The organism is Clostridium sp. Marseille-P3244 (assembly GCF_900120155.1).
Taxonomy (GTDB): Bacteria; Bacillota; Clostridia; order Lachnospirales; family Lachnospiraceae; genus Mediterraneibacter.
The window spans coordinates 1,073,197-1,090,396 of sequence record NZ_LT635549.1 but is presented as its reverse complement, the minus strand read 5'-3'; the positions used below and the strand labels follow the sequence as shown (position 1 = coordinate 1,090,396).

At 48.8% G+C, this 17,200-nt stretch carries 16 protein-coding genes; 1 reads left to right on the top strand and 15 read right to left on the bottom strand.

Annotation, left to right across the window (positions count from 1 at the left end; all coding sequences use genetic code 11):
- Positions 1–155 precede the first annotated feature (155 nt).
- Positions 156–1,025, bottom strand: coding sequence for a polysaccharide deacetylase family protein (locus BQ7367_RS06925; protein WP_235837565.1), 870 nt, complete (start codon positions 1,023–1,025; stop codon positions 156–158).
- A 220-nt stretch (positions 1,026–1,245) separates the two neighbouring features.
- Positions 1,246–3,318, bottom strand: coding sequence for a molecular chaperone HtpG (gene htpG / locus BQ7367_RS06920; RefSeq protein ID WP_072524776.1), 2,073 nt, complete (start codon positions 3,316–3,318; stop codon positions 1,246–1,248).
- Between the two features lie 192 nt (positions 3,319–3,510).
- On the opposite strand from htpG, the gene BQ7367_RS06915 reads away from it, so the two are divergent.
- On the top strand, positions 3,511–4,017 hold the full coding sequence (locus BQ7367_RS06915) for a GNAT family N-acetyltransferase (RefSeq protein WP_072524775.1): 507 nt from the start codon (positions 3,511–3,513) through the stop codon (positions 4,015–4,017).
- 119 nt (positions 4,018–4,136) lie between these two features.
- Here the strand turns inward: BQ7367_RS06915 and BQ7367_RS06910 are convergent, their stop codons facing one another.
- From BQ7367_RS06910 to BQ7367_RS06850, 13 genes are all read right to left on the bottom strand, one after another.
- Complete coding sequence (locus tag BQ7367_RS06910; RefSeq protein WP_072524774.1) at positions 4,137–4,655, bottom strand: peptidylprolyl isomerase; 519 nt, start codon at positions 4,653–4,655, stop codon at positions 4,137–4,139.
- Positions 4,656–4,701: 46 nt separating this feature from the next.
- The gene (locus tag BQ7367_RS06905; protein ID WP_442855366.1) at positions 4,702–6,102 is read right to left on the bottom strand and encodes a sensor histidine kinase; all 1,401 of its coding nucleotides are present in this window, start codon (positions 6,100–6,102) and stop codon (positions 4,702–4,704) included.
- A gap of 54 nt (positions 6,103–6,156) precedes the next feature.
- Positions 6,157–6,831, bottom strand: a complete 675-nt coding sequence (locus tag BQ7367_RS06900; RefSeq protein WP_072524773.1) for a winged helix-turn-helix domain-containing protein — start codon at positions 6,829–6,831, stop codon at positions 6,157–6,159.
- A 99-nt stretch (positions 6,832–6,930) separates the two neighbouring features.
- On the bottom strand, positions 6,931–7,599 hold the full coding sequence (phoU, locus tag BQ7367_RS06895; RefSeq protein WP_072524772.1) for a phosphate signaling complex protein PhoU: 669 nt from the start codon (positions 7,597–7,599) through the stop codon (positions 6,931–6,933).
- A 3-nt stretch (positions 7,600–7,602) separates the two neighbouring features.
- Complete coding sequence (gene pstB, locus BQ7367_RS06890; protein ID WP_072524771.1) at positions 7,603–8,352, bottom strand: phosphate ABC transporter ATP-binding protein PstB; 750 nt, start codon at positions 8,350–8,352, stop codon at positions 7,603–7,605.
- 96 nt (positions 8,353–8,448) lie between these two features.
- Positions 8,449–9,309, bottom strand: a complete 861-nt coding sequence (gene pstA, locus BQ7367_RS06885; protein ID WP_072524770.1) for a phosphate ABC transporter permease PstA — start codon at positions 9,307–9,309, stop codon at positions 8,449–8,451.
- Positions 9,302–10,195 (bottom strand): phosphate ABC transporter permease subunit PstC, encoded by an 894-nt coding sequence (gene pstC / locus BQ7367_RS06880; RefSeq protein ID WP_072524769.1) that lies wholly within the window; start codon positions 10,193–10,195, stop codon positions 9,302–9,304. Before pstC ends, pstA begins: the two co-directional genes overlap by 8 nt.
- Positions 10,196–10,326: 131 nt before the next feature.
- Complete coding sequence (locus tag BQ7367_RS06875) at positions 10,327–11,241, bottom strand: substrate-binding domain-containing protein (protein WP_072524768.1); 915 nt, start codon at positions 11,239–11,241, stop codon at positions 10,327–10,329.
- Positions 11,242–11,531: 290 nt separating this feature from the next.
- Entirely contained in the window at positions 11,532–12,305 is a 774-nt protein-coding gene (gene phnX / locus BQ7367_RS06870; RefSeq protein WP_200786712.1) for a phosphonoacetaldehyde hydrolase, read from the bottom strand.
- Positions 12,292–13,398 carry a 2-aminoethylphosphonate--pyruvate transaminase gene (locus BQ7367_RS06865; protein ID WP_072524766.1) on the bottom strand — a complete coding sequence of 369 codons (1,107 nt, stop codon included), beginning with the start codon at positions 13,396–13,398 and terminating at the stop codon, positions 12,292–12,294. Before BQ7367_RS06865 ends, phnX begins: the two co-directional genes overlap by 14 nt.
- A gap of 69 nt (positions 13,399–13,467) precedes the next feature.
- On the bottom strand, positions 13,468–14,490 hold the full coding sequence (locus BQ7367_RS06860; RefSeq protein WP_235837564.1) for an extracellular solute-binding protein: 1,023 nt from the start codon (positions 14,488–14,490) through the stop codon (positions 13,468–13,470).
- Positions 14,491–14,515: 25 nt separating this feature from the next.
- Positions 14,516–16,177: an ABC transporter permease subunit gene (locus tag BQ7367_RS06855; protein WP_072524765.1), complete on the bottom strand. Its 1,662-nt coding sequence runs from the start codon at positions 16,175–16,177 to the stop codon at positions 14,516–14,518.
- Between the two features lie 13 nt (positions 16,178–16,190).
- Positions 16,191–16,961: an ABC transporter ATP-binding protein gene (locus BQ7367_RS06850; protein WP_072524764.1), complete on the bottom strand. Its 771-nt coding sequence runs from the start codon at positions 16,959–16,961 to the stop codon at positions 16,191–16,193.
- Positions 16,962–17,200 lie beyond the last annotated feature (239 nt).

Here is a 17,200-nt window from a genome sequence, read left to right as displayed (position 1 = left end):
ATAGCACAGAAAGAGGTATAAGTCGATAAAGCATTATTTTCCGCGATTGGCACGGTCTGAACAGTTACTTACTTTAATCTGTATCTGCGTCCTTTGTTCTTCCTGATGCTGTATATATCCGGAGCTCCGCTGCCTGCTCACCAATACCGATCAGATTAAATATTATGATGGGGCACAAAACTCTCCCTGTCAATGGCACGGAATTCATATCCCTGTCCCTTATAATATTCCATCACCTCCGGCAGTGCCTCTACCGTCTCATCCTTTGCAGCAGAATCATGAAAAAGTATTACTGCATGGCTGTATCTGTCAGTGGCCGATCGTGCCACGATCTCATCTTTTTTGCATCCCGCCCCATCGCCGCTGTCTATATTCCAGTCATAATACTGATATCCTTTTTCCTGGACATCAGCAGCAAGTTTCGACATAAGTCCCTGGCTGTATTTCTGCGAGACCTCATTCGAGGACCCTCCCGGAAATCGGATAAAACACGGGACATATCCGATCTGCTCCCTGGCCACCTTTCCAATCTGTTCCAGATCGCTGAAATAGGCTTCCTCAGAAGAATATACTTCCGCATAGTCATGAGTATAGGTATGCAGTCCGATCGTATGCCCTGCGTCATAGGCCTTTTTAATCAGAGGGCGGTATGCCTCATTGGAACCTGTGATAAAAAATGTCGCCTTTGCGTCATATTCTTCCAGTATATCCAGGATCTTCCGCGTATTTTCAGACGGTCCGTCGTCAAATGTGAGATATACGATCTTCTCTCCCTCTGTCGGTTCCTCTGTCCCCACCGGTACACCCGGCTGCACTGAAAACTCTTTCATCCGTTTTACTGCCTGCTCTGCCTCTGCAGCGGTTTTTGCTTCTTTTTCCGCTTTTGCCCTCTCTGCAGCGGCCTGTTTTCCTTCAGCCTCCTTACTTTCTGCCGCCATACAGAAAATGGTGGAGCCGATCGCAAAAAATACCAGCGCACACAGTATGATACCGTTTATGTTATATTTTCTTTTCCTCTTTCGCATTCCAAAGAACTCCCATTATCTTTTGTTTAAAATTTATATCTTCACAACCCCTGTCTTAAATTATATAGAGTACTCTTTAAGGAATTGCTATTATTTCATTAATTATTGTTAATTTTTGATCACTAATGATTTGAAAAACATTGAACCGGTAATCGATCTATGGAATACGCAAAACGCAGGGCCGCGTTTCCGCCGCCCTGCGCCAGGATTCATGGCATTATCATTTTGTTAAAAGCATCATGATCTCATTGCTCCGCTGCACAAACGCAGTCATCTCCTCCGGACTCAGAGGTTTATGTGCCAGCATCGCCAGGTCATACAGCTGTTTACAGATGATCGGCACATTTTTGCTCCGCTTATGCTCCACCAGGAATTGTACAAGCGGATGATTTGCATTGAGCACCAAAGTCGCCTGACTGCCGAACATGGAAGGATCCATACCGCTCATGCCGTACATCTTCATCATCTCTTCCATCCTTCTGTTCTGTTCGGACAGGACTGCCATGGCAGCTACATTGTCGTCCTTAAGCTTCTCTACCTTCACATCAAGCTTGTCATTCCCCAGTTCTTTACGGAAGATAGCCACAAGGCTGTCCGTCGTCTTCTGGAAAGACTCTTTCTCTTCCTCCGCGACTTCATCCTTCAGAGACTCATGGACATCTGCGTCAATGCGCAGGAACTGGATGTCAGGATGTTTCTGCTCCAGATAGGTCACAAAAGCAGAGTCAATATTATGTGTCAGGATAACCGCGTCCTGTCCCTGCGCCTTAAACATATTCACATACTGGCTCTGCTGGACTTCATCCGTCACATAATAGATACGGGTCTTTTCCTTTTCTTCTTCGCCGGACGTCTGCTCTTCTTTTTCCTCTGTGTTTTCCGGCGTTGTATCTGCATTTTCCGCCTCAGTGTCTCCATCTTTTTCTGAGGTTTCTTCCGCTTCGTTTCCGCTCTCCTTCAGAAGATCTTCCAGCGTCAGGTATTTATGGTCCAGATTTTTGTAAATCATGGAATCTTTCATCTTCTCGCCGAATTTCTCATCTTTCAGGCAGCCGAACTTGATAAACGGACTGATATCATCCCAGTATTTTTCATAATTCTCCCGGTCTGTCTTGAACATCCCCGTCAGTTTGTCCGCCACTTTCTTGGATATATAATCCGCCACTTTATTGACAAATCCATCATTCTGAAGGGCGCTTCTTGATACGTTCAGGGGCAGGTCCGGGCAGTCGATGACACCCTTTAATACCATCAGGAACTCCGGGATCACTTCTTTGATATTGTCCGCGATAAATACCTGATTGTTGTACAGCTTGATGGTCCCCTCGATCGACTCATATTCGGTATTGATCTTCGGGAAATACAGGATCCCTTTCAGGTTAAACGGATAGTCCATGTTCAGATGGATCCAGAACAGAGGCTCCTTATAATCCATAAATACCTTGCGGTAAAATTCAATATACTCTTCCCTGGTGCACTCGCTTGGATTCTTTCCCCACAGCGGATGAGTATCGCTGATGGAAACCGGACGTTTCACAATCTTAGCTTTCTTCTTCGGCTCTCCCTCTTCTCCTTCTTTCGGCTCTTCGGTGATGTGTTCCACCACTTTATCTGTATCCAGCAGTTCCCCTTCATCGATCGTTTCATACTCCGGCTCTGCATTCGCCCTGGAAAGGAAGATCTCTACAGGCATGAAAGAACAGTATTTCTCCAGCACTTCCCTTGCCCGGTATTCATTGGCGAACGCAAGACTGTCCTCATTCAGGAACAGCGTGATCTCTGTTCCAACCGTTGTCTTGCTGCCATCCTGCATCTCATACTCTGTTCCGCCCTGGCTGGCCCAGTGCACCGGAATCGCCCCCTCTTTGTAGGAGAGGGTGTCGATCTGAACTTCATCCGCCACCATAAACGCTGAATAGAATCCCAGCCCGAAGTGGCCGATCATATCATCCTCAGTCGTCTTGTCTTTGTATTTCTCAAGGAACTGAGTTGCTCCGGAAAAAGCAATCTGCGTAATATACTCCTCTACTTCCTCCGCAGTCATGCCAAGTCCGTTGTCGATAAATTTCATCGTCTTTTCTTCCGGGTTGACGATCACTTCGATCTTCGGTTTATATCCGTCCGGAAGCTCATATTCTCCCATTATATCCAGCTTTTTCAGCTTTGTGATCGCATCGCACCCGTTGGAAATCAATTCACGCACAAAAATATCATGATCAGAATATACCCATTTCTTTATAATCGGAAATATATTCTCACTGTCAATAGATAAGTTCCCTTTTTTTACTGCCATATAGAACACTCCTTTCGCTTAAAAAATATTCTAGTACAGCAGGATTTAAAAGTCAATAGAAAATTAGCACTCTTTTTATCAGAGTGCTAACAACCTGTTTTCCGTTCTTTCTCCGACAGCAAAAACATGATATACTTATCTTGTTGTTTTCAAAAACAGATTTTCACTTCTGACAGGAGGTAAAGTATTACTATGGATACAGTATTGATGATAAAAAAAGCTGATACGGATGAACAGATCCGTCAGATCGCTGATCTGGCCCGTATCATCTGGAATGAACACTTCACTCCCATTATCGGGAAAGATCAGGTGGACTACATGGTGGAAAAATTTCAGTCCTATCCTGCCTTAAAAAAACAGCTGGACGACGGGTATGAATACTACCAGATCTTTGACAGCGGGGAGTTCTGCGGCTACACCGGGATCCATCCGGGTGAAGACGGCAGACTGTTCCTGAGCAAACTGTACATAAGGAAGGACCACCGGGGGCGTCATCTGGCCACCCGTGTATTTGATTTCCTGACAGATCTCTGCCGGGAGCGGGGATATTCCGCAGTCTGGCTCACCTGCAATAAACATAACAACAATTCTCTCGGTATTTACCGCCATCTGGGGTTTCAGACCATTGACACTCAGGAAGCAGATATCGGAGGAGGATTTATCATGGATGATTACATTATGGAGTATCAGGTTTTGTGAAAATTCTGTGAACGGGGCCGTGTACCTTTTAAAAGGGGACAGGCACTTTTTAAAAGGTACACGGCCCCCATTAAAAAAAGACAGAGCCCGCAAACTGGGGTCTGTCCTTTTTTATCTTTTTATACTGTCTCCGGCTCAGGATACTCTTCGCCGAACAGCTCAACCGTAACTTTTTTCATCACCTGTGGCTCAAGCGGACGATCGCCATAATCTGTAGGCGTCTCCGCAATCCGGTTTACCACATCCATACCTTCTGTAATCCTGCCGAACGCAGCGTATGCTCCGTCCAGATGAGGCGATTTTTCATGCATGATGAAAAACTGGCTTCCCGCAGAATCAGGATGCATGGCGCGGGCCATGGAAAGCACGCCCGGATCGTGGGCAAGGTCGTTCACAAAACCGTTCTGAGCGAACTCCCCTTTAATCGTATATCCCGGGCCTCCCATGCCAGTTCCGTCTGGACACCCGCCCTGGATCATAAACCCCCGGATGACCCGGTGAAAGATCAGCCCGTCATAAAATCCTTTATTGACCAGAGAAATAAAGTTCCTTACTGTGTTCGGGGCAATCTCCGGATAGAGCTCCGCTTTCATAATATCCCCGTTTTCCATTTCAAATGTTACCACTGGATTTGCCATATCTATGTCCTCCTTAAACACAGTTGTTATTGTAGCGGATTTCCACTTATCCGTCAATTTCTTTTAACTCTTTCTCAGTATTATCCGAAGAGGAAGAATTCTTAGGAAACTGAATCCCAATCTTGGTCCCGCGTCCCGGAGCACTGTCCACACTGACCTTTGCTCCGTGGAGCAAAGCTCCGTGTTTTACGATAGACAATCCCAGACCTGTTCCGCCTCTCTCTTTTGAGTGGCTCTTGTCGACCCTGTAAAAGCGCTCAAAAATACGTTCATGATGTTCTTTGGGAATTCCGATCCCTGTGTCAGACACGCTCACCTTGGGGCCTTCCAGCGTATTTCCGACCCAGACGGAAACCCGTCCGTAGTCATTGTTGTATTTCACTGCGTTTTCACATACATTATAGATCATTTCATCAAGGATCTGGCGGATACCGAAATATGTCACCGGTTCCCCGGTCAGTTCCATATAAATATTCTTCTGAGCGGCCTGCGGTGAAAGCCTGCTGATAATCTCCCGGGTCAGATCGAACAGGTCGACGTTTTCTTTCTCTACTTCCACCGACTCTTCATCCAGTTTGGACAGTTTAATAATATCTTCCACTAAAGTGATCAGCCTCCGGGCCTCTTTATAGATACGCTCAGAAAACACCGGGATATCTGACGGACGGACCATCCCGTTCTTCATGATCTCCGCATATCCGGAAATAGAAGTAAGTGGCGTCTTCAGTTCATGAGATACATTGGCGGAAAATTCTTTCCTCATATTTGCTACAGCTTCTTTTTCTTTATTCTGTCTGTCCATAGCCGTCAGCAGAGGATTCAGTTCCTCATACACCTCATTCTCCAGGGGATGTTCCAGATCCAGCGCATTGATGGGTTTGATCAGCCGTCTTGTCTGCCATGCCGCAAGGAGCATGGCCAGCAGGACTAACAGAATCGCCAGAGAACCCATCACCGGGAGCAGGGCAACTGCAGTACTGACCAGATTGTCCATGGACCTGGCCACCCGCAGGACCGTACCGTCATTCAGCAAAAGAGCATAATAATACATATCCTGTCCCACTGTGACAGACCTCCGTATATCCTCTCCCGATCCATTCTCCAGGGCACTTATAACCTCTCTTCGTCCACTATGATTTTCCAGACTGTCTGTGTCCCGCCTGGAATCGTACAGTACCTCTCCGTCTTCTGCGATCTGTGTCACTCTTGTCTCTATATCCACTTCGTCCATCTGCTTTAAATATTCTGCTCCGGATATATTGATAGCCGTCTGGATATATCTTGCTTCCTGCTTCAGCTCCGTCTGCAGAACAGACAGATTGCGGCTGTAGAGGAGAAGTGACAAAATGACATAGAAGAGCACAAATGTCACCGCAAGGATAGCCATCATGCTCTTCTGTATCTTCCATTTCATACTTTTGGGTTTTTTCAACTCTGTCTTTTTCATGCCCGAATATCCTGTACTCGTTTCTTTTCTTTCCTGTTTCCGGCTCCGGACTTATCAGGCTGCTCCGCCCATGCGGTACCCTACGCCCCGGACCGTCTGGATGATATCACCTTTTGCTCCCAGTTTCTGCCGCAGTGTTCTGATATGAACATCCACCGTTCTGGTCTCACCGTCAAAATCATAGCCCCATATCTCTGTCAGGAGCTGATCTCTTGTAAGGACGATCCCCTGATTACGCATCAGTTTCTCCAGCAGCTCAAACTCTTTCAGCGTAAGTGTGATCTCTTTTCCGTCTACAGTAACCTCATGTTTTTTCACATTTACATGAACGCCTGCTGTCTCCATATCCATCCTGTCTTCCGCCTTGCCGCTGCGCCTTAAGACAGCCTTGATCCTGGAGACCAGCTCCATCATCCCGAACGGCTTGGTCACATAGTCATCCGCCCCGGAATCCAGACCTACGACTTTGTCATATTCCGAGCCCTTGGCCGTTACCATGATTACCGGGATATCCTTTGTCTTAGAAGATGATTTCAACTTTTTGAGCAATTCAAGACCATCGTCACCAGGGAGCATGATATCCAGCAGGATCAGTTCCGGCGTGTCAAATGCGAGCGCCTCCATAAAAGCAGCGCCGTCCGCAAATCCCCTGGCCTTAAGCCCGGTGGTCTCCAGTGTATATATCACAAGTTCTCGAATGTTGTCGTCGTCTTCCACACAATAGATCATCTTATTTGATTCTCCTTACTCTATTCTCCTTCAGCCGGCCCGGTACCGGGACTCCGTTGTTTCTGCCGCACAGTCCCGCGGACACTGCTGAACCTCTCGCTAATCCTCGTGCACGATCGCGCTGTCTTTATGCACACCTGTAATAGAAAACTCTACCCACTCCGCAATATTTGTAGCATGGTCACCGATACGCTCAAGATATTTTGTAACCATGATCAGATCAAAAATCCTGCTTCCATTCTTGCCTTTCTCTTCCTTAATAAACTCGATCATCTCATCCCGGACTTCATCAAAATACTGATCAATGGCATCGTCTGCCTTCATCACGTCACGGGCAAGCTCCAGATCCCGGTTTACATAGGCGGTCACACTGTTACGCACCATTTTGCTGACCTCCGAAGCCATGGTTCCGATCACATGGATCTCATCCGTAGCTGCCACCCCTTTAGAGGAAATAATGATCTCCGCGATATCAGCCGTCTGATCACCGATACGCTCCATGTCCGTGATCATCTTAAGAGCCGCCGAAATCCTTCTCAGATCTTTTGCCACCGGCTGCTGCTGGAGAAGAAGCTTTAAGCACAGTCTCTCAATATCTTTCTCGCACTGATCGATCTCCTCATCTTCCCGGATGACGATCTTTGCCTGCTCAATACTGCCTTCCTTGAGGGCCTGTGTCGCTTTCGCGATGGCCGTCTCACAGAGTTCTCCCATATGTGTAAGCTGCTCATCCAGAAGATGAAGCTGCATATCAAATCTGTTCCGCATAATTTAACCAAACCTCCCTGTGATATAGTCTTCTGTTCTTTTATCTGCCGGTATTGAGAATAATTTTTCCGTGTCATTGTATTCTACAACTTCTCCCAGCAGGAAGAAGGCTGTATTGTCCGAAACACGCACTGCCTGCTGCATATTATGAGTTACCATGACAATAGTATAGTCTTTTTTCAACTCCATCGCAAGGTCTTCGATCTTAGACGTGGAGATGGGATCCAGCGCTGAAGTCGGCTCATCCATGAGCAGGACTTCCGGCTCCACTGCCAGTGCTCTGGCAATACAGAGTCTCTGTTGCTGCCCGCCTGACATACCCAGAGCACTGGTTTTCAGACGGTCTTTGCATTCATCCCAGATGGCGGCGTTCCGCAGGGACTTCTCCACAATGTCATCCAGCTTCGCCTTAGAATGGACTCCGTGGGTTCGCGGTCCGAACGCGATATTGTCATAAATGCTCATCGGGAACGGATTGGGTTTCTGGAATACCATACCCACACGTTTCCTAAGCATATTCACATCCATACCTTTAAAAATATTCTGCCCGTCCAGGAGGATCTCCCCTTCAATGCGGCATCCCTCTACCAGGTCGTTCATGCGGTTGATAGACTTTAAAAGAGTCGATTTACCACAGCCGGATGGCCCGATAAACGCAGTGATCTTATTCGCTTCGATCTCGAGATTTACATCCTTGAGGGCTTTAAAATCCCCATAATATAAATCAAGATTCTTGATACTAATCTTTGACATTTCTTCTACCTCTTCTATTCCGGGACGTAGTAAAATTGAATTTGACTACGTCCCCAATTCAACTTTACGGTGTCCCCTTTCACAGTTTCGTCACATTTATGCTTTTGTAAGTTTTCTTGCGATCACGCTTGACAGCGCGTTGATCCCTACTACCAGAACTAGAAGGATGACCGCAGTCGCATACGCCTGGTCCATGTAAAGTCCCTCGCTGGACAGGTTATACATATGCAGTGCCAGTGTACGTCCGGATCCCATGATGCTATCCGGGATCTGAGCCACGGTTCCTGATGTGTACATCAGAGCGGCAGTCTCTCCGACGATACGGCCGATCGCCAGGATCACGCCTGCCAGGACGCCGGGAATGGCTGACGGAAGTACGATACGGAACACGGTCCGCAGCTTGCCGGCGCCCAGTCCGAAACTGCCTTCCCGGTAGGAGTCCGGAACCGCTTTTAAGGCCTCTTCTGTTGTCCTCATGATCAGCGGTAAGATCATGATCGCCAGTGTAAACGCACCTGCCAGAAGGGAGAATCCCCACCCCAGGGCATTGACGAAGAACAGCATTCCGAAAAGTCCGTACACGATAGACGGGATACCGGAGAGTGTCTCTGTCGTCAGACGGATAACCTCTACAAATTTATTTCCCCTCCCCGCGTATTCCACAAGGAAGATCGCCGAAAAGATCCCGAAGGGCACCGCGATCAGCAGGGATAAAAATGTCATAATGATTGTATTGATCAACGCGGGCACCACCGATGCGTTCTCAGAGGTATATTCCCAGGAGAAGAGCGATGGCTTGATATGAGGCAGCCCGTTGACCAAAATATACGCGATCAGGAAAATCAGCACCGCGAATGTGATGATCGCCGCCAGCATCACGAGCAGCATCACGATAAATGAACCCGGATGTTTCAGATATGTCCTGAACTTGTCGCCGATTGTTGTCTTATTACTCATGATCTGCCCCCCTCTTCAATAATGCTACGCTGAAATTTATGATCAGGATAAATACAAACAGTACCACACCTGTCGCGATCAGCGCTTCCCGGTGGAGACCGGTGGCATATCCCATCTCAATTACGATATTACCGGTGAGGGTACGGATCCCCTGGAGGATGCTTCCGGTAAGACGGGCCTGATTTCCGACGATCATAATAACCGCCATGGTCTCGCCGATGGCACGGCCGATCCCAAGCACGATCCCCGCGATCACACCGGATTTTGCTGCCGGAATGATGACCCGGAAGATACTTCTCTCCTTCGTCGCGCCAAGGGCCAGTGAGCCTTCATAATAATGGGCAGGAACGGCGCGCATGGCGCTCTCTGTTGTCCCGATGATGGTGGGCAGGATCATCATACCCAGGATCAGAGACGCGGTCAGGATACTGTTTCCGTCTCCCGCGGTCTTTACGATCCCCGCGGACCGGAGTGTCTGTCCAAAATCCCGGATGATCGGAACTACCACCACGATCCCGAAAAAGCCGTATATGACCGAAGGTATCCCGGCAAGAAGCTCGGTAGCCGCCTTCAGCGGCTTATAGATCCGTTTCGGGCAGTACATTGCCATGAATACAGAAGTCAGGATTCCGATCGGCACTCCGAAAATGATCGCTCCCGCAGTCACATAGAGACTTCCCACGATCATCGGGAGGATCCCGAACTGGTCACTGCCCGGACGCCAGATCTCTCCTGTGATAAATTTTACAAATCCTATCTCTCTCATTGCAGGGATCCCATTTGCGAACAGGAATACACAAATGAGGATCACCGCCAGCACCGACGCGCACGCGGCGACAAAAAATACTCCCTGCATGAATTTCTCAGTCCATGCTTTTGATTTCATTTTTCCCTCCAAATGAGCCGGGAAGACATACCTTACATCTGCCCGGCTCATGAACTTAAAGCGGAAAGCCTTTCAATTCAAGCTCTATCTGTCTCTATCTGTAATTATCGTTTATCCCTGAACCTCAGACCTTAGATTGCGTCCCATGTGGTGACATCGCCCACATAGATGGATTTCACCTGGTCAACTGTCATATCTTCTGTCGGGTTGTTCAGGTTTACGATTACTGCGATACCGTCTGTTGCGATCACGGTTCCGTCAAGCTCTGCAGCCTCTTCCTCTTTCAGCTCTCTGGATGCCATACCAATATCATAGCTTCCTTCGATCGCAGATGTCATACCTGTTGTAGAGTCTGTTGTCTGCAGTTCAATATCAGCGTTCGGGTTCACCTCTGCATAAGCCTCGATCAGTTTCTCCATCAGCGGTGATACAGAAGAAGATCCTCCTACCACGCAGCTTCCTTCCGGAGCACTTCCTGAATAAGCCGTAACATCAGCTACCGGGATATAACCTTCTGCGGATACAACTTCCTGTCCTTCTGTGCTCATGATGAAGCTCATGAAATCTGTTGCTACCGGGTTGTCAGCACCTTTCTTTACTGCTACGTTGAACGGTCTGGACACTTTATAAGAACCGTTTTCGATGTTCTCAGCTGTAGCCTCTGCTCCGTCGATCTTGAGCGCTTTTACAAGAGACTCGTCAAGAGATCCCAGTGAGATGTAACCGATAGCATATTCATTCTCGGAAACTGTGGTCATCATGACAGATGTGTTATTTGTAACCTGAGCGTCCAGTGTCGTCATATCATTGTCATCTTCATCTACCACTCCGAACAGCTCTGTGAAAGCTCCTCTTGTACCGGATCCTTCCTCACGGGATACTACAGAGATCGTCTGTGTGCTGTCCCACTCGCCTGATCCGCCTTCTTCTGTTGACGCCGCGTCGCCTTCTGCTGATGTATCATCGTTTCCGCCGCCACATCCGACTGCCAATGCTGCTACCATACTTACAGTTGCCAATACTGCGATAAACTTTTTCATTTTCATTGTCTCATAATCTCCTTTTTGGTTTCAGACTATCTTTCTATGTATCAGGATGTATGTTTACTGTTTTTACTTTCCGCCACATCCCGGCGACGTCTTTCGTCCGTCGACGCTATCCATCATATAGAAGCAATGTAAAATGTAAAATCATCAGTATGTTAAATCTATGTAAAATAAAAAACGCCGTATCTGCGGGCTTTTTCGGCATTTTCCCGCTGATATGGCGTCCTTCATGTAAAATCGGCACCGATTCTTTTCTTTCCGGTCCGGGCCTTTTTCGTCTTATTTTCTGCTTATCCGAGGAGATATTCTGTCAGATCCTCGATCGTATAAAATACTTTGTCAGCTCCGGCGTCAAGAAATTTCTGGGCTGTCTCATCACATTTTTCCGCTCTCTCTTCCGGAGACAGAGCCTCGTACTCTTCCAGAGTCAGTCCCATCTCAGAACTTCCCACTACGATCCCCGCAGACCAGACTCCGGCGTTTCTTCCTTCTTTGATATCAGAGACCGTATCTCCGACTTTCAGCACCCTGTTTACTTTTTTGATCCCAAGGGCTTCCATATTACGGAAGATCATGTACGGGTACGGCCGCCCTTTCTGCCCGGTGGAGTCCGGACTGAACCAGACATCCGGCGCGTATCCCTTCCCGGCCGCGGCAGGAACGACGATTTCCATCATCTTATCTGTATATCCGGTCGTGGATCCGATCTTCAGACCGCTCCTCCTGAGTTTGGCCACAGCCTCTACAACCCCCGGCTTCGGATCGGAATAGAAGGAAAGAATACTCAGAAGCTTTTCCTCGAAAATGCTGTAGAGCTGCTGTGCCTCCTCTTCTCCCGGCTCAGTCCCGTGCTGCTTTTCCCAGCATTCCCTGATCCTGGGCATTTTCAGCATGGTGCGGATATGATCGATCTTCAGCATCCCCATAGGTTCCCGCACTTCCTCCATGGTGGGCTCGACACCGTACTGTCTGAACACCTCCAGAAATGCCTGAACGGGAGCCATACATCCAAAGTCTACCGTTGTCCCGGCCCAGTCAAAGATCACCGCTTTAATTTTCTTCATGATTGTACTCCTCCAGAAATTCTTTCATGATCCCGCATACCTTCTCAATGTCTTCGCTGTAGATCTCCCCGATATTTCCGATACGGAACGTATCAGCCTCCGTCACCTTGCCCGGATAAATCGCATATCCCCTCTCCTTGATGTACTCATACATCTGAGCGAATGTAAAATGCCGGTCCTCGGGATAGAAAAACGTCGTAATGATCGGCCCCTGATGGGTGCTGTCAATATACGGGCGGATCCCCATCTCCCCCATCTTCTCGATAAGCAGCCGGTTATTTTCCGTATAGCGGCGGTTCCTGGCCTCAATGCCGCCTTCCATGGCAAGTTCCTTCATGGCCCGGGCAAACGCCAGCACCACGTGGGTGGGGGAAGTAAACCGCCATTTCCCGTCGGCCTCCATGGTCTTCCACTGATCATACAGGTCCAGTGACAGGCTCCTTGCCTTCCCCTTGCTGGCCTCAAGCAGATCCTTTCTGGCGATGACGAAGGAGAATCCGGGAACGCCCTGGATGCATTTGTTTGCGCTGCTCACAAGAAAATCAATGCCCCAGTCCTTTACCGGGATGTCCACACCGCCGAAGCTGCTCATGGCATCCACGATAAACACTCTTCCTTTTTCCTTCACAACCCTGCCCACTGCTTCAATATCATTGAGGATGCCGGAAGTTGTCTCACTGTGGACCATCGCCACATGGGTGATGGCAGGATCCGCGTCCAGCATTTCCCCGATCCTGTGCGCATTGGGCACCTGATCATAATGTTCGCTGTACACGTGCCTGGTAATCCCCGCATGGTCCGCAATATCCACCATCCGCTCTCCGTATGCCCCGTTGGCGCAGATCAGAAGCTCATCCGCCGTCCCGATGACGCTGGTCAGCACAGATTCCACCCCGAATGTCCCGCTGCCCTGCATCAGGACCGCCGTGTACTCGTCCGGAGTCACATGGGCCAGTTCCAGGAGGCCTTTCCGGATCTCCTGGGTGATCTGTTTGTAGTCGTCGTCCCATGTACAGTGGTCGAACATCATCTCTTTCTTCACCGTCTCCGTAGTGGTCAGCGGCCCCGGTGTCAGAAGTTTATATGATCTCATGATTCATCCTCTTTTCCTGTCTGTTTCTCTTTTCTCTGAAAATCTTTCCTCTTAAAATCTTCCGGTCTTTTACAGTCCTGCCGCTTCCTTGCACTCCTCGGACAGAGCCTGATGCTGCTCCAGAAGGTCAACAGTCAGTTTCTCCGGGAATACCTTGGGATTCTCGGACTTGTTCGCTGCATCTGTCGTCTCACCGTTGTACAGAGCATTCGGATAGTAGGACTGAAGCTCCTCTCTTCCGTTCTCGATGATGCACTGTGCCATCTCCATGGCCAGCGGATTGGTGTCATCGCCCTTGTCAATGATGGCTACAGACTCTGTCAGGCTGAAATTGCCCTCTGCCGGATCGATATAGTCGATGGGAAGCCCTTCTTCCTTGTCAGCCACTGCCTGCTGCCTCAGTCCGAACCCGATGGCAACCTCACCGGCGCGCACCTTCTTAAGCGGAGCAGATCCGGAATCCTCCAGATGATCCCCTACATTCTCATAGATCCCTGTCAGTACTTCCTTCGCTCCATCTTCCCCGTACTCGGAGATCAGAGCCTGCACCAGCAGCCATGCTGTGGAGGAAGCGGAAATATCCGTCACAGAAATGAATCCCTTGTATACCGGATCTGCCAGGTCTTCCAGTGACTCCGGCATGGGCAGATCATTTTCTTCCATCATCTCCGTGTTCACGATGATGGTTCCTTCCTGAGAAGTGATCGGCGCGCAGTATGCCTCGAACTCATCGATCGTATCCACATCAAAATCCAGATCCATGAACATCGTATTCTGCTCCTGAGCGCTCTCTACATAGAAAGTACTCATGGTGACCATATCCGCCTCAATGTCCTTGCCTTCTGCCAGCAGCTTGCCGCCCAGCTCGGACGTTCCAAATGTCTGGAACATATATTTCCCTTCATATCCGTTGTTGTCCAGCGCGTTCTCCATGGCCGTGATCGCCTCTTCATCTGCGTTGGAATAGATGATGATCTGGTCGTCGGAAGATCCCCCTCCGCAGCCGGTCAGACCAAAACCTGTGACCGTTACTGCTGCTGCCAGTGTAAATGCTGCCGCCCTCTTGAAATTCATTTTTCTCACCTTTTTCATAATTTTCCTTGTCTCCTTTCTTCTTTTACGCCGCTTTTTTCGCTGAAAACCGATACACCTTCGCAGTGTTCTTTCTGCTCTTCGCGGCCAGTTTCTGAAACAGTGTCCTGGCGATCAGATTGGTAAATAAGATCAGAAGCGACAGGACAAAGATCTCATTAAATTCATTGAAATACTGTAATTCCTTGATCTTGGTGGTGATGACCATCGTCCGGGCGCCGGCGATAAAGATCACAGCGCTCACCGTTACCATGGCATTCACAAAATAGTAGCTGAACACTTCCAGCAAAGTGGACAGCGCGTTGGGCGTCACCACCCTGGCAATGGTCTTAAGCCAGTTATCGCCCATGAGCATGGCTGTAGTCTCCCAGGACGCGTTCATCTTGGACAGTGAATTCTTCATCATCAGGTACGGCGTGGAAAAGAAATGCACGATGTTGCACATGATGATGAGCGGAAATGTATTCTGCAGCGGCGTCCCGGTAAATACGAACAGATAGGCAAGACCGATGACCATGCCGGGGATCGTGTTTGTCACCAGAGCGATGCTGTCGATCACCTTCTTCAGTTTCCCGCTGACCGTGCTCCTGGCCGTCACCAGCGCTCCTCCGTAGGATAAAAGTGTCCCGGCCAACGCTGTCAGCGCTGCCACCATCAGCGAATTGATATACACGCCGAACAGCTGGCTGTCCTCAAACACCGCCTGCACATGTTCCAGCGTAAAATTCATCCGGTAAGGCCATTCCTCGATAAAGGGCACGATAAACATGACCAGAAACATGCTCAATGTGCAGATCAGGATCACCCCGCTCAGCATCCCGAAAGCCGCATCCCTCTTCACACCCTTCTTCAGCTCGATGGGTGAGATCCGGTTATAGCGCACATTGTATTTCTCCAGAATATGCAGCACTGTAATGCTGACCACCGACGGGATGATCATGACCAGAGCCACAACCGCGCCGTTTCCGAAATTCGGCACGCTTCCCAGCATCTCTGTATACAGCACACTGGCGATCACTTCAAACTGTCCTCCCACGGAAGCCGGGATCCCGAAGTCTGTGAAACAGAGGAAGAAGGTCTGGATAAACGCCGTCGCCAGAGTTCCCATCAGCGGGATGGCGATGGTCATCCGAAACGTCTGGAAAGGAGAATCTCCCATCAGCCTGGATACAATCATAAACCGCTTGTCGATATAGCCCATAGCATTGTTAATCAACGTGAACGCTACAGGCAGCGTATACACCACATATCCCAGTAAAAGTCCGTTGAATCCGTAAATGTCAAAAAGCTGCCGTCCGAAGAGCCGGGTCAGAAGTCCCTGCTTTCCAAACGAATAAATGATCGCGAACCCATAGGTAATGGTGGGAAGCAGCATGGGCAGGATCGCCGCCTTGCTGATGAACCATTTATATCGTTTCCCCAGATTTGTATAATGAATTGTATACGCCAGGATAAATGCCAGGACCGTGGTGATCAGAGCACTGCAGACAGAGATCAGAAGACTGTTCCCCAGAGCCTGCAAAAATCCCCTCCCGGTAAGCACTTCCACATAGTGGCTGAGCGAAACGCTGCTCCCGTCCCCGGTAAAAGATCTCACCAGCACGCTGATCATGGGCACCGCCAGGAAGCCCAGGAAAAATACGGCCAGCAGCGTAAAAATAAGCTTGATCTCTCTGTTCTTTCTCATGACTTCCACCCCTTCAGCACACCTGTGCCTGTTCCCGGAGCTGTCCCGCAAACAGCGTGTAGATATTGTTCCTCTTGATCTCAAGCTGATTTAAGATAAATTTCCTGACAAACCCGTTTTCCGGCCTCTGGATGATCTCTTCCGGTTTTCCGTACTGAGCGATCACTCCTTCATTGATGATCATAACCCGGTCTGAAAGCGTCAGCGCTTCCTCCGGATCGTGGGTCACAATGATGGTCGTCAGATTATACTCCTGAGCGATGGTCTTGATCCGGTCTTTGATGGATTCCTTGATCACTCCATCCAGAGCGCTCAAAGGCTCATCCAGCAACAAGATCTTCGGCTTCATCACCATGGTTCTTGCCAGAGCCACTCTCTGCTTCTGCCCGCCGGAAAGCTGTCCGATCCGCTTGTTTAAATGTTCTTCAAGGCCCAGAAGACTGATCAGCTCTTCCACTTCTTCCTTTGAAGAGATTTCCGGTTTGTTCCTCAGACCGTATGTAATGTTCTGATACACATTCAGATTCGGGAACAGAGCGTAATCCTGAAACACGATATTAAACCCTCTTTTTTCCATAGGTACATCTGTAATATCTTCCCCGTTGAAAATGATCCGGCCGCCGTCCGCGTCCACAATTCCCAGGATCATGTTCAGCAGCGTCGTCTTGCCGCATCCCGAGGGCCCGAGGATCGAAACGATCTCCCCGTCTTCAATATTAAGATTGATATCTTTCAGCACGACTGTCCCGTCATAACTTTTCTTCACATTCTTCAGCTCAAGCATGTTATACCTTCACTCCTTTTTGATCTTGCGCCAGCATGTAAATCTGCATCTCTGCAGTTGACCATATGCTTCATTTTAGATACCGCACATTGAATCCTGTGTGGAATATGTATCTGTCTTTTGCAGTGCGTTCTCAAAATCCGCAGAGCAATTATACCCGGAATCTTTGACCGTTTTCTATCAAGGAAAAATAAAGCCTCTGTAAAGGGAATGTAAACTTTACAGAGGCTTAACTTATT